Here is a 14,306-nt window from a genome sequence, read left to right on the forward strand (position 1 = left end):
GGGTTTCCCCAGCAGCGCAACGGCTTCATCCCGATGCATGCCAATTTTAACTGGTCCAAATTCTCCAGTCAGTGCGAACTCTTTGAGTGGGATTGTCAGCATATAAGTCCTTGTTGAGTACAACCCGGAATTCGTCTGATTGAATACAGGTTCGATATGTTTAATTTGATACATTAAACATCAATAACGTTCTATCATAGCTGATATTCTCATCAAAACCACAATAAGCCCCTGGCCCGATTTCTCAGACCAGGGGCGTCCCTGATTACTACCGCGTCGATCAGACTTCGATCGACTCGACTTCTGCAACGAAGCGGCTGGCGCTATTGCCCAGGAACGACGTCACCACGTTGAACACCGCGTCACTGAAGCCGCCGATATTCAGGATGTCGTCGCGCTCCGGAGCCTGTGACGAACCGTAAGGCTGGATGTCGATACATACCAGCCTGGGATCCGTCACGCCGAGTCGCCGCTGGTTCTGGGCGAACGTCTGCCACTCAGTCATCACGCCCGTTGAACCGTAGCGTCCCGCACCCACCCAGCTCTGGTTGTCGCTCACCAGCACACAGCCGGCAAACGCACGCTGCTTGAGCCGTGCATTGGCTTCGCGGAGTGGAATCGAACAGTCCGTTCCACCGCCGCCGTACTTCGCCAGTCGCTCCGACAGACTCAGAATCGAGTCGGCCGGGTCGACGCGCACGTCGTACGCCCGCGTATCGAACGGAATCACCACGCTGTCCGGGTTACGTCGCAGAATCGCCGCTGCAAACAGCGCTGCCGCATCAACGCAGCGCATCTTGCTGTAAGCGCTGCGATGCTGCCAACCCGTCACCGAACTTGTCATCGAACCGGACGTATCCAGACCGATCACCACCGGTCCTGACAACTCAGGCACATTTCCGCAGGCGATCTCAGCCGCTTCATGCAAAGCTGCTTTGACCTTCTGTGGAATCTCGTCCGCTGCATTCAGGTACGCTGCCAGATACTGATACGGAAACTGCCGCGAACGTCGAATCGCATCCTCGTCCGCCAGGCGGCTCGCCACATCGTCGATCATCGCATAGTCTCTGAACACGTCATGACGCAACAGCGTGTTGAGGTTCATCCGCAGCGCCTGCGGTCCCATCTGACGGGCAATCGCACGCCAGACCAACGGACCTTTCGCCGCATCCGCCAGCAGATCCCAGCGCACAGACAGACTCTCTGCAATCGCAGCCTGCTCGCGCTCTGTCTCTGCCCGGCGATACGCAATCAGCGCCTGCACCTGCAGTGGCAGGTCCGCAGCAATTGCTGGTGCCCACTTAGCCGGTTCCTTATCTGTCAACCAGCCAAACAGCGCACGCCGCTCGTTGTCAACGGGCGTTGGTCGCGCCAGTCGCAGGACGTCGCGCAGACTCGGATCGTGACCGATCGAAGCCGACAGCAGTCGTCCCACCGAAGCTTCGTTCAGCCAGCGCTGAAACGCCCGCTGCAGACTCGAAGACAGACCCGTACGACCGAACTGGCCCGAACGGATCATCTGGAACAGCGTCCGCAGCACGCGACCGTTGTCAACCACGCGATCGAACACACGATGCATCAGCTCGGTATCCCGCGTTGACAGTGTCGCCAGCAGCGCCGCCGGCATATCCTTCATGCAGGCCCGCTCCCGCGCGTACACGGCCAGCTGCGCCAGGAAACGATTGTCGTCCACCTGGTTAATCAGCGTACGCAGTTCATTGAGCTGAGACTGTCCACTCGCGTAGAACACGCCGTTAAACGTACCTGTTGCTGCCAGCTGCGCCAGCGCATGCTTCGGCTCATACTTGTAAGCCGGACCGCCGGCTGCATTGCGTGCCTCTGCACGTGGAAACTGATTCTGTCGATTCGAAAACAAAGATTTATTGGCCATCATAGCCTCCTTCAAAAATGGAACCGGCGAAAAAGGATCGCATTAAAGGGGTCAGGTCTCTTTTTAATGAGTCCTGACCCCTTTAATGCAGACTACCAGTTAAGCTACAGCGCCGAGTGCTTAAACACTCCACGCTGGTGGGACTCGAACCCACAACGTTGGTTGACAATGTATTCCCTGTCGGCAGTCGGTCCTGTTTGAATGTGATACTAGTTGAGTTGAAGCCTGTCGACGATCAAAGTTTCGGTCTCCTTGATTGCATGTGATCTGTGTCTGACAGATCGTCTCCTGTCTGTTGTAAAACCGACGAAGTGGTGAATCAGAGTTTTTACGGTGCTCTACCTGTTGAGCTACAGCGCGACACACAATCAAAATGGCGCTGGTGGGAATCGAACCCACAACCTCCGGGGTATGATCCATGTACTCCCATTCGGCAGTCGGTTATGTCTCTTTTGAAAAATGATCGACGAAGTAGTAAACCAGAGCGTTTACGGTGCTCTATCCGTTGAGCTACGGCGCGACATCAATTCAAAATAGCGCCGGCGGGAGTCGAACCCGCAACCACCGGGTCCTGAACCATGTACTCCAGTCTGGCAGTCGATCAAAGTTTCATTAAAATGTCATTAATGGGTATTAAATGGGTCAGGTCTTTTAATGAGTAGTCGGTAATATATTCTGGCGACGAAGTTTTGCTTGAGAATTTTTTCCGTACGGGAATTGAACCCGCCGATCAGATTCTGATCTCCAGACGCACTGGACGGCGCATATGTATTCCCAGGCTGCAGTCGCCACTGTCTTAAAACAGCCCAACGAAGTGATCGTCGAGATTGCCGCTCTTATCGATCGCATGTGAGACCGACAGTGAGCACGCACGAGCGTTTCTCAGAGAGATCTTCTCGCGCTCACGTTTCCAGAATTGCTCCTGGTCCGCTACCTTAGGACCGTCATAGTTACGATGTAATCCCGACAGGCAGTTGAGCTCTGTATGTATTAAAAACCGGCCAGCGAAGGAATGACTCAGACATCGTTTCCAGATCAAAGAGATGTAGTCCGAACCGGCAGTTGGTCAGTTTAAGACGCCGGTGGGAATCGAACCCACTTCAAACTGCTTTGCAGGCAGTTCCCCGGCCATCAGGAGCCAGCGTCAGTGAAATGCCCCCGTCAGGAATTGAACCTGATCTACGAGCTTCGCGGGCTCGCGTGCGAATCCGGCACACTCCAGGGACAGATGTTTCAAGTACCTCGCCAGGGAGTCGAACCCCGTCTGATGGCTTCGAAAACCATCGTGCGTCCCTCACACTCGCAAGGCAGATTGTTCAGCGTCGATAAACCACGTTTGCCAACTGCTGGTTATAGACAGGATGTACTGAAAACCGGTTCGCTACTTTCAACAAACTTTCAGCAGTTTCTGAAAATCAGAAAACAATCGAAAAACCGTGACCGGCACCGTTGATCAGCAGAGAGAGATGCGCACACCGCCCCATGACGGCATGAAGAACTGCGACAGAACGTCTTCACGTAACCTTTCGATAATTTTCATCATTAATTAACCATTCGTTTTTTTGATTCGAGTCATTTTATTTTTGTCAGACAGGAAATGAAATTCTCTTACGCCTTCAAATCAGCCTGTATAGAGGCTGCTCGCTGAAGACATCCCGGTTCCCGTCGGCAAACATTTGCAGACGAATCGGAGCGCATCTTAAACATTCATTATATCTTCTCATCTTCTTCATGTACTCTTGCTAGATTCAGACCCATGCATTTGACCATCTAGCGCCAGATCGTCGCACCTGCATCTGATTTTGACACCGCACCTGTTTAAGAATTACATCATGACTTACACCTCACCACAGACTGCAGTGAAGGCGCGCTTGCACCTCCTCTCCGTTTTTGCTGGAATGATTCTCAGCGTCTGCTGCCTCACAGTCTCCGGCTGTTCCGATACCTCAGGCAATGAGGTAACCGCGATCAACAGTCAGCCTCACAGTGATGGAGCTGGTGAGGTTGCCGTGCCCCTTCCGGAACCCCCGGCGGCGTCCAATGCCGTCGGTCTGAAGTTTCTCGGGCGATATCACCACGGTTCTGATAAAAAATCGTCTGCGGAAATCTGTGCCTTCGATACGGATTCGAAGAGGCTCTTTGTCGTTGACGGGGAGCGGGTCGCCGTCGATATTCTCGACATTACCAACCCGGCCGAACCGCAGTTGTTCAAGTCGATTGATCTCTCTGAATTTGGTTCCAAACCAAACTCGATCACGGCAAAAGGAAACGTGATCGCCGCCGCCCTCTCAGCCGATCCCAAGCAGGACCCGGGCCTGGTGGTCTTTCTCTCCCCCGCAGGAGACGTGCTGAAAACCGTTCACGTCGGCCCCGAACCGGACATGGTCACCATATCACCGGATGGCCACTGGCTGATTACCGCCAACGAAGGAGAAGCGACAAAAGACTACACACGAAATCCGGAAGGCAGTGTCTCTCTGATTGATCTGACCGACGGCGTGGAAGCAGTTTCCGATGCCAAGATCATTCACATTGACTTCAAAGCCTACAATGACATGTCAAAGATACCCGCCGGCGTACGGGTCTTCGGAAAGGATGCAACACCGGCTCAGGATTTCGAGCCGGAATACATTGCCGTGTCCCCCGATTCCAAAACCGCATGGGTGTCGCTGCAGGAAGCCAATGCGTTTGCCATCATCGATCTCGAATCGCGTCAACTCGTCGATCTCGTGCCACTGGGCTTCAAAGATCATTCACTTCCCGAAAACGCCTTCGATGCCAGTAACAAAGGGAAGAAAATTCAAATTCGCACCTGGCCAGTCAAAGGCATGTACCAGCCTGACGCCATCTACGCTTTTGAAGTCGACCATAACACATACGTGATTACAGCGGATGAAGGGGACCACCGCGACGTCGATGGCTTCAGTGAGAAAACCCGTGTCGGTGATCTGAAACTCGACCCGAAAGTATTCCCCAACGCCAAAGAACTGCAAGCTCCCACTGCACTCGGCCGACTGATGGTGACCTCCTCCAACGGTGATGCTGACGGTGATGGACTTTATGAAGCGATTTATTCTTTTGGCGGACGGTCGTTCTCGATCCGCAATGCGGAGGGTGAGCTGCTCTATAACAATGGCAACGAATTCGAGCGGATCATTGCGAACCGGTTTCCTAAATCGTTCAACGCCGATCACGAGTCGAATGACGTCGATGACCGCAGTGATAACAAAGGACCGGAGCCTGAAGGGCTGGTTGTGGGAATGATCGAAGGTCGGCCCGTCGCTTTTATCGGCATGGAGCGACACAGCGGCATCATGGTCTATGACCTCGCCAATCCGAAGCAGCCCGTCTTCTGTGACTATGTGGTCACGCGCAACTTCGATAAATCGCCGAAGAAACCAGAGGCAGGCGACCTGGGGCCGGAAGGGCTGACGTTCATTCCTGCCGACGTGAGCCCGACGGGAAAACCGCTGCTCGCTGTCTCCTATGAAATCAGCGGTACAACCGCCCTGTTCGAAGTGGTTACAAACACTGAGACAGGCAAGTCGGAACAGACACAGAAGTAAAGAAATCCGAGTCGCTCATGAATGATCAACTGGAACTCAACGTTTGTTAAACGAGATACGGATTACAGTAGAAAGGTTTTCGAATGCTACAGAAAGAGTTAACCCACAAACGAGGCTTCACGCTCATTGAATTGCTGGTCGTCATTGCGATCATTGCCATTCTGATTGCGTTATTGTTACCTGCGGTCCAGCAGGCGCGTGAAGCGGCTCGTCGATCCACCTGCAAGAATAATCTCAAGCAGGTCGGCATCGCACTGCACAACTACCACGACACTCACAACGTCTTACCGCCGGGCGTTCTGATGTTCGACGACGGTTCAGGCGATCCGGACCCCGATCTGGGTAACTGGGGCTGGAACACCTTCCTCCTCCCTTACATCGATCAGGCACCGCTCTATAATCAACTGACTCCCAACGGAGCGAACTTTCCTGCCAGCGCCGCCGGCAGTCTGATTCAGACGGTCGTTCCCATTCTGATCTGCCCCTCCGATGCCAGTGGTGGAATCAATACTTACGTCGGATTCACTAATAATGAAGATGGTGTCGGGCTCGGCAAGTCGAACTATCCCGGCGTCAGCGGCAGTAAAGGCGTTGATGATGACGAGTGGTACGACCGCAGTGATGACGCAGACGAACGCGGCATCTTCAATTATAACAGCAGCACACGGATGCGTGACATCACCGACGGAACCAGCAACACGATGGCGTCCGGCGAACGGATGTGGGATGGCATTTCCATTAAAGACGATGATCCGGGCGGATCGCTCCGCAAAGGTTCAGTCTGGGCGGGTCGTCCTTACGACGGCGAAAAGTATGCGACGTTACTCCGCACCAACGACTCGGACGCGTTCATTCCCAATGGTTCCAACCAGGCCAGCGCCAGCAGCCGTCACGTGGGCGGCGCACATTTTCTGTTTTGCGATGGTGCCGTCCGGTTCATCTCAGAAAACGTAAACCGCGAAACCTATAAGTTCCTGGGCAACATGTCCGACGGCGAGGTACTTGGCGAATACTGATCTGCTTTGAAAGCGGAATCGAGTCTCGCAAGATTGTTTCAAACTCTGGCGTTTCGGTCATCACGGGCCGAAACGCTTTTTTTGTGCATGCTGAAAACAACAAACGCTTGTTTCACGGAACGACCGTTGATTTCTCTCCACACCCGCTTGACCCCGGTCTGAGCGTATCTGATACTGGATGAAATCAGTTTCGCATTTCATTCCCGGCAGGAACAGCAACATGACGCGATGGACTCACTCATTCAGACTTCTCACGATGTTCCTCACACTGTTGTGCCTGACTTCGATCGGCACTGCTCAAAAGAACGATGATTCAAAACAGGGCACCAGGAAAGACACCGATCTCCCCAGAGTGCTGATCATCGGCGACTCGATTTCCATCGGCTATACCAAACCGACGATCGAGCTGCTCCAAGGAACTGCCCATGTGGAGCGCGTCAAAGCGAATTGCGGCGATACAAAACGGGGACTGCAGAATCTCGAGCGCTGGCTGGGCAAAACCGACTGGGATGTGATCCATTTCAACTGGGGATTACACGACCTCTGCTATCGGCACCCCGACTCAAAGACTCAGGGACACCGCGACAAAGTTAACGGCACCATCTCCGTCCCTCTCGACCAGTACGAGAAAAATCTGGAAGCACTCGTAAAGCAACTCGAAAAAACAGGAGCCACGCTGATCTGGGCCACCACCACTCCGGTCCCGGAAGGAGAAGCAGGCCGCGTCGTCGGCGATGACTTAAAGTACAACGAGGTCGCAGCCAAGATCATGAAACAGCACGGCATCAAAATCAATGATCTGCACCAGCTCGCATCAGGCTTCGACGCGTCCCTCTGGGCCGGCCCGGGAAACGTGCACTTCAAACCCGCAGGCTCCGACAAACTCGCACAGCAGGTTGCCAAGGAAATCAAAGCCGCCCTGCCGAAGAATAAACCTGTTTCTGGACGATAAGGGGAAAAGAAAATGCCTGGAGATACCTTTCCCACGGTATCAAGCCTCTGGCAAGGGGCACTACTTGGCTCGATCGTCAACGCGGTCATGACAGCTTTTGAGCCTGAGTATGCGTCTATTCAGGGATGGAGCAACAATACATATCTGGTTGACAATTGGAATGGTCATTTTGCAATGATTGGTTTTGGTAAAAAATGTAGAGTCGCGGCATTTTTTATGGACCCTAAAAGTCCCTTAAGCCCTTTCATCCAAAATAGCACCTCGCACATGAATGTAGTTCTTAATCAAATGCCCAGATGTTGCCGACTCCTTGCTGATCAAGGACCGCTAAAATTTTATCACCAGGAACTCAATGATAAATATCAGGCTTGCTTCACTACTGCTTTTTGGGCCGAAACTGATGACGATGTAAATTCTCATGATACCTGGAGCGTCATTTATGAGAACGGCGCACATATTATCAGAATTCAATTACTTGATGATATTTCCTCAGCAATAATGGAATGGGAAGATAGTTATCAAATGGAACAGTGGCAATCAGACTTAGCTTTGTCTTTATTCAATCGAAGAATCTTAGAACCAGAATCGGAATGGAATCTTTTGCCCAATGAATTGTCTTTACTAATGAAATCACATAACAAGAGAGCATTTGACCTCAGCCTGACAAAGTTTTCTGAAATTCATTTCAATATCCCAGGTTGAAGGTTCAAACCGAGGCATCCCGTCATTAACTTATGAATCCGGCTTAACTCACAATTGTCCTGAGGAACTTTCACAGGAACCAGCAATGGATCTCTTTGATGCCCTGGAAAATCATGATCTTCAGCTCCTGGGAAAGTTGCTTGCTGAAGGTGAGAATCCGAATCGCCCGCAATCCGATTCTCCGACATGGGTTCCACTCAAATCTGCCATCGAAGAACTTGCCGATGGCGGTCCCCTGGAAGCTGTCACCCTTCTGCTACGACATGGAGCAGATGTTGAAGGTGTCCGGGAGCCAGGCGACTCTCCTCCTCTGATCGTAGCGGCTTTGAATCGACAATACGAAGCCTCTCTGATTCTGCTGGCAGCCGGTGCAGACCCCAACGTTCGAGATAACGAGGGAGAGACTCCTCTAACATTGTGTATCAATAACCACGATCAGCGATTGGAATCAGCCCTCCGCTTGTGCGGAGCAACCGAGTCCTTCCGGTAACGATCTGGCTTGAATTCGAGGGAACTGTGTCACTCTTTCCCGGTCAGCTCCGGCGATTCAATCGCTTCGATCACGGCTCTGATCTTAGGCAGATCACAGCGGGAGACATTTGCTGCCAACTCCTTCAGCCTGGGCAGGGCTGCTTTTGCCACGGGGCCGAACCGAGTCAGCACCCGCAGCACTTCACAGCGATACTCTCCGTTGTCCAGCATTTCGATCAGGCGGGGAATGACTGCGATCGCTGGTGCGCCAATCGCGCTCAAGGCACCAGCGGCCGCTGAAAAGTGCCTTGCATCGTTTAATGCAGTCATCAGGTCCGGCACGGCGGACTGAGCCGCTGCTCCAAATTGACCCAGCGCATGTGCGGCGGACTGACGGGCCTGCCAGGACTCCGAATTCAGCACGTCAATCAGGAGTGGCACCGTAGTCTCGGGTTCCCGTCCGATTTCTCCCAATGCAGAAGCCGCCATCGGCCATAAGTTTGGATTCTCTGTTTCCAGCACCTGGACTAACCGTTGCCAGGCTGTCTTAGTCTTGAGGGAACCCAGCCCACGAATCGCCCCGCTCCGATCATACTCCACATCACTCTGTAAGACCTCCAGCAGCAGTGATTCCACCTCCGTCGGCAAAGCTTCCGCAAAACAGGCCAGCCCCAGGCAGGTTCTGGAGCGCAAATCGGGTTGCTCCAGATTTTGCGTCAGGATCGCCAGTGTCGGGTTGTGATCTTCTTCGATACATGCCAGTGCCGCACACGCTTCACGGAGAGACCCTTTCTTCTGCAGATGCGCTCGCAGTACAGCAATCGCAGGCACGGCCAGTTGCCCCAGCTGCTGGAGCGCCTCTGCACAGACCTTGAAATAACTGGTGGTATCCAGATATTCGACCAGCGTCGGAATGGCCGGTTCGGCGGCGGCTCCCAGCGTTCCCAACTGCCTGATGGCCAGGAACCGGGCCTCCTGCTTCTGCAATAAATCGATCAGCAGCGGAGCCCATTTCGTATCGAACGCAGGCACTTTCTCTAATCCTGCAATCGCGATCTGAAACAGTTCGCTGTCGTCTCCCGTTAAAATCTCGCTCATTATTATCCGCAGCGTATCATTCCGGGAATCCGCTTTGAGCAGGATCAGTGCCGCCAGCAACCTGGTCTTCTGATTCGCCCCTGAAAGAAACTGTTCCAGCTGATCGCGCAGCGGATCTGACAGCGACAGACCGGAAGCATCCAGCACCACCAGTGTTTCCTGCACCAGATCGGCATCCGTATCCGTCAGCAGCTCCAGCAGAAATGATTCGGGCTCAACGCAAATCAACTCACGCAGCACGATGGACCGCGTCAGCCGTTCGTCCTCCCCCTGGTTCATCTCATGGAGTAATGACCACATCGCCCTGCGCAATTCCGGATGTTGTTGATTCTGATGATAGAAAGAAAACGTCAGCATCAAACGCTGTTCTCGTGGCACGTCATTCAGATGGGGAATGACGGAAGCGAGCACTGCCGGTGAACGTGCCACGATCTTTTTGAGAGCCTCCAGCGCAGAGTGTTTCATTGCGTAGTCTGCACTCTGCAACCCCGCCACCAGCAGCGGAATCAGTGGCTGGCAATCCTCCCGCTTGTCCGCAATTTCAATAGCCGCGGTCATCCGCAACTCGGGTTCGTTCGACTCCAGCAGACCGGACAGCAGGGAAACCATTTCCGGTTCCGCGGGCGCAATCTTCACTGCGCCGCGCAACACAGCAGCACGTATTTTTCCTGACAGACTGCTGTCGAGCACAACGGCGCGCATTGCTTTCAAGGCCGGGCGTCCTGCCTGGACGAGTATGTCGATCAGCAGCCTGACCTGTTCCCTCTCGAAGCCGCCATGACACAGAACACGGATCAAGGGTGTCACTGCGACTACGGGCACTTCTTCCTGTTCCCGCAACAAACTCAATACCCGGTAGCTTAAAGTCCGTTGTTCCAGCAGGCCGATCAACGCAATCCAGTCGGCGGATGTAAAACGTAACTGCGCCAGCAGAGCGTCGGCGGCAGAGACCACTTCAGGATCGGGATCTTCCAGCAGCTCGATTAAGCGCGCGGTCACATTCGCGTCCACCTGCTCCCGCTCATTCCTACGTCGGCCCAGCGCCTTCAGACAGCAACAACGAAGCTCCGCCTGCGACGACTGCAGCCCGTCGATCAACGTGTCATAAATCTTCGGGTGGCGTGAATCTGAACCTGAAAGTGCACAGGCCGCACAGGAACGCGTCCAGGAATCCGTTCCCTCCAGAGCCGCTTCCAGCAGACCTTGATCGGCCCTGCCCAAAGTCCGGAAAGACCGATCGGTCAGATGTTTGATCCTCTTGATACTGTTGATTTCCAGAATGATGGCAGCTGCCCTCAGTCTGCTGCGCGGGGATCTGGATGGATCACAGATCAGTCTTGCCAGTTCCGGTAACGCATAGAGCCACGCAGACTTCAGCACAGATTGAGTCTCCCAGCTGGGTTCCGCTTCCTCCAGCAGCTCGATCAGCACTGAGACCAGTTGCCTGTCGTCGCTGCCAATCTCCTGCAAATGGGAGGCGGCTTTATCTCTCACCGGCGAGTTCGGATCGTTCAATATCACCCAGAGATTCGCGGATGCGTACTTGAGACAGGCGGCCTCCGTCAGCAGTTCGTCCGCCAGATCACTGATCCGCAGATCATCAGCGGTCAGTGCTTTCACAAGTTCCACCGGCGCTGTTTTCGAATCCCGACAGATCTGTTTCAATGCCCGGGAGATAACTTCCGCATCGTCTGGCAGTGCCTGGTAAGCTGCGAGCAGGTCAGGCACAGCAGAATCAGCCACAGCCCCCGAGTCCCCCAGGGCGGCAATGATCGACTGTCGCGTGGAGGCAGCCGCAGATTGAAATTCGTTCTGGTTTTTGATGCGGGCCAGCAGACTGGACAGGCCCGGTTCTGTTTGACTTCCTGTACCCTCGACAGGTTCGTTCATTCCTAACTTCTTATGAGTGAATGTTCTCAAGAAAATCATCGACCTCATTCGATGCCAGAAACGCGTCGGTTCTGCAAATCTTTCGCTGCTTCCGAGAGCACTGGCTGCGATCAGCTAGATAGCAACACAAAACTGATCTCATGTTAATTAATTTATCAGGCTGCGATTCCTAACGCAAGATGCCCGCCTGGATTTCAGCCTGTTGAAATCGAAGCGGGCATCAATGTTCTTACTTGCTTGCGCTCTGACCGATCGACTCACAGAGCCGATCGGCCAGTCTCCGCGCACTCACTTTACCGAAACGGGTCGCAGCTCAGCGCTGGCCGACTGCCACCGCTTTGCTTCCTTTCTGTAACGCAGGGTCCAGGTCGAATCGGTCCAGGTTCATGACCTTCGTCCAGGCGGCTACGAAATCGTTGACGAACTTCTGCTCGGCGTCTTCGCTGCCATACACTTCTGCGATCGCCCGCAGTTGTGAATTTGACCCGAACACCAGGTCGACTGAACTGGCCATCCATTTGAGTTCGTCCGTCTTGCGGTCGCGACCTTCATAAAAGTGCTCGCACATTTTGGACTTGTCCCATTTGGTATTCATGTCGAGCAGATTCACGAAGAAGTCATTCGTCAAAGTACCCGGCTGCTTTGTGAACACACCCAGTGGTGAATTCGCCGCATTGGCATTCAATACCCGGATGCCTCCCACAAGGACCGTCATTTCAGGCGCTGTCAGCGTCAACAGGTTGGCACGATCCACGAGCATCTCCGCCGCAGGTCGGTCGTAAACTTGACCGTGATCCTGATAGTTACGGAATCCATCCGCCTTGGGTTCCAGCACAGCGAATGCGGCGGCGTCTGTCATTTCATCAGTCGCATCGGTACGTCCGGGTATGAATGGTACTTCCACTTCATGACCGGCTTTTTTCGCAGCGGCTTCCACAGCAGCAGAACCACCCAGAACGATCAGGTCGGCCAGAGAAACTTTCTTCCCGTCGGTCCGCTCGCTGTTAAACTCAGACTGAATCTGTTCCAGAGTCTTGAGCACTTTTGCCAGTTGAGCCGGATCGTTGGCTTTCCAGTCTTTCTGCGGAGCCAGACGCACGCGGGCACCGTTGGCACCACCACGGTTATCGGAACCACGGAATGTGGCAGCCGACGCCCAGGCGGTCGAGACCAGTTCGGGTACCGTTAATCCCGATGCCAGAACTTTGGCTTTCAATTCTGCAATATCATCCTTTTCGATCAGCTTATGATCGAGGGCCGGCACCGGATCCTGCCACAACTGTGCTGCGGGCACTTCCGGTCCCAGACAGCGGGAAACAGGACCCATATCGCGGTGAGTCAACTTGTACCACGCTTTCGCGAAGGCAGCAGCAAACTCATCCGGATTTTCATGGAAGCGTTTGGAAATCTTGCCATACGCGGGATCCATTCTGAGCGCCAGGTCGGTCGTGAACATCATGGGGGCATGTGATTTTTCCGGATCGTGTGCATCGGGAACGGTTCCCTTGGCTGACGCTTCTTTGGGAGTCCACTGATATGCACCAGCGGGACTTTTCACCAGTTCCCATTCATAACCAAACAGGTTATCGAAGTAGCCGTTCGACCATTGGGTCGGCGTGGAGGTCCAGGCACCTTCCAGACCACTGGTGATTGTATCGCCTGCGTTTCCTTTTTTATATTTGTTCTTCCAGCCTAACCCCTGTTCCGCGAGGCTCGCACCTTCCGGTTCGGGACCTACGTTGCCTTTGGGACTGGCGGCGCCGTGTGCTTTTCCGAATGTATGTCCGCCGGCGATCAACGCGACCGTCTCTTCATCATTCATCGCCATCCGACCGAAGGTGTCACGAATGTCACGGGCTGCCGCCAGCGGATCGGGCTTGCCGTTCGGTCCTTCCGGATTGACGTAAATCAAACCCATCTGCACGGCGGCAAGCGGGTTCTCCAGTTCGCGGTCGCCCGAATAACGTTTATCGCCCAGCCATTCACTTTCGGGTCCCCAGTAAACGTCCTTCTGTGGTTCCCAGACGTCTTCACGTCCGCCGGCAAATCCGAATGTTTTGAATCCCATTGATTCCAGCGCACAATTTCCGGTCAAAACCATCAGGTCAGCCCAGGAAATTTTGCGACCGTACTTCTGTTTGATCGGCCAGAGCAGGCGACGGGCTTTGTCGAGGTTCGCGTTATCGGGCCAGCTGTTGAGTGGAGCAAAGCGTTGTGTGCCATCGGAAGCACCGCCGCGACCATCGGTCACGCGATAGGTGCCCGCGCTATGCCAGGCCATGCGAATGAACAGCGGACCGTAGTGCCCGTAGTCCGCCGGCCACCAGTCTTGCGAGGTGGTCATTAACTCTTTGATGTCTTTCTTGACGGCTGCCAGATCGAGTTTCTGAAACTCCGCGGCGTAGTTGAAATCTTCGCCCATCGGATTACTCTTCTTCGAGTTCTGATGGAGCATGTCCAGGTTCAGCTGGTTCGGCCACCAGTCCCCGTTCGACATGCTGCCTGCTGCCGTATGTCGCATGGCAGACTCTTTAGATCCCCCCATGACCGGACATTTGCTGAGGTCCTGTTGTTTGCCGGCCTGCTCAGCCGCCTCTTTCGTGAGGGGCGGGTGCGGTTGAGCGAACGCGGCTCCAGCAATGCAGAACACTGCACAGCTCGAAACGAAACGCTTAAAGTGAGTCTTCATGGTCATTTCTCTCCAGGAATGAGTAGTGATG

Annotated in this window: 9 protein-coding genes and 2 tRNA genes; 6 read left to right on the plus strand and 5 right to left on the minus strand. The window is 54.0% G+C overall.

The window, feature by feature from the left end; genetic code table 11:
- Window positions 1-280: 280 nt before the first annotated feature.
- The 3 genes from ACN0YN_RS27070 to ACN0YN_RS27080 all read right to left on the minus strand — a co-directional run bounded on the left by ACN0YN_RS27070 (window position 281) and on the right by ACN0YN_RS27080 (window position 3,037).
- The gene (locus tag ACN0YN_RS27070) at window positions 281-1,891 is read right to left on the minus strand and encodes a vWA domain-containing protein (protein ID WP_417388093.1); all 1,611 of its coding nucleotides are present in this window, start codon (window positions 1,889-1,891) and stop codon (window positions 281-283) included.
- Between the two features lie 374 nt (window positions 1,892-2,265).
- Window positions 2,266-2,410, minus strand: a tRNA-OTHER gene (locus ACN0YN_RS27075).
- A gap of 555 nt (window positions 2,411-2,965) precedes the next feature.
- Window positions 2,966-3,037 (minus strand) — tRNA-Cys (locus ACN0YN_RS27080).
- A 1-nt stretch (window position 3,038) separates the two neighbouring features.
- Between ACN0YN_RS27080 and ACN0YN_RS27085 the strand changes: the two genes are divergently transcribed.
- The 6 genes from ACN0YN_RS27085 to ACN0YN_RS27110 all read left to right on the plus strand — a co-directional run bounded on the left by ACN0YN_RS27085 (window position 3,039) and on the right by ACN0YN_RS27110 (window position 8,617).
- Window positions 3,039-3,344, plus strand: a complete 306-nt coding sequence (locus ACN0YN_RS27085; RefSeq protein ID WP_417388094.1) for a hypothetical protein — start codon at window positions 3,039-3,041, stop codon at window positions 3,342-3,344.
- Between the two features lie 379 nt (window positions 3,345-3,723).
- Window positions 3,724-5,457 (plus strand): choice-of-anchor I family protein, encoded by a 1,734-nt coding sequence (locus ACN0YN_RS27090; protein ID WP_417388095.1) that lies wholly within the window; start codon window positions 3,724-3,726, stop codon window positions 5,455-5,457.
- 83 nt (window positions 5,458-5,540) lie between these two features.
- The gene (locus ACN0YN_RS27095) at window positions 5,541-6,473 is read left to right on the plus strand and encodes a DUF1559 domain-containing protein (protein ID WP_417388096.1); all 933 of its coding nucleotides are present in this window, start codon (window positions 5,541-5,543) and stop codon (window positions 6,471-6,473) included.
- A 220-nt stretch (window positions 6,474-6,693) separates the two neighbouring features.
- Window positions 6,694-7,425 carry an SGNH/GDSL hydrolase family protein gene (locus ACN0YN_RS27100; RefSeq protein WP_417388097.1) on the plus strand — a complete coding sequence of 244 codons (732 nt, stop codon included), beginning with the start codon at window positions 6,694-6,696 and terminating at the stop codon, window positions 7,423-7,425.
- A 12-nt stretch (window positions 7,426-7,437) separates the two neighbouring features.
- Window positions 7,438-8,127, plus strand: a complete 690-nt coding sequence (locus tag ACN0YN_RS27105) for a hypothetical protein (protein ID WP_417388098.1) — start codon at window positions 7,438-7,440, stop codon at window positions 8,125-8,127.
- A gap of 85 nt (window positions 8,128-8,212) precedes the next feature.
- Window positions 8,213-8,617: an ankyrin repeat domain-containing protein gene (locus ACN0YN_RS27110; RefSeq protein ID WP_417388099.1), complete on the plus strand. Its 405-nt coding sequence runs from the start codon at window positions 8,213-8,215 to the stop codon at window positions 8,615-8,617.
- A 29-nt stretch (window positions 8,618-8,646) separates the two neighbouring features.
- On the opposite strand, the gene ACN0YN_RS27115 is transcribed toward ACN0YN_RS27110, so the two are convergent.
- Window positions 8,647-11,586 (minus strand): HEAT repeat domain-containing protein, encoded by a 2,940-nt coding sequence (locus ACN0YN_RS27115; protein ID WP_417388100.1) that lies wholly within the window; start codon window positions 11,584-11,586, stop codon window positions 8,647-8,649.
- Between the two features lie 313 nt (window positions 11,587-11,899).
- Window positions 11,900-14,281: a catalase/peroxidase HPI gene (gene katG, locus ACN0YN_RS27120; protein WP_417388101.1), complete on the minus strand. Its 2,382-nt coding sequence runs from the start codon at window positions 14,279-14,281 to the stop codon at window positions 11,900-11,902.
- Window positions 14,282-14,306: the final 25 nt, after the last annotated feature.

The sequence above is a fragment of the Gimesia sp. genome (assembly GCF_048260065.1).
In the GTDB taxonomy this organism is placed as follows: domain Bacteria; phylum Planctomycetota; class Planctomycetia; order Planctomycetales; family Planctomycetaceae; genus Gimesia.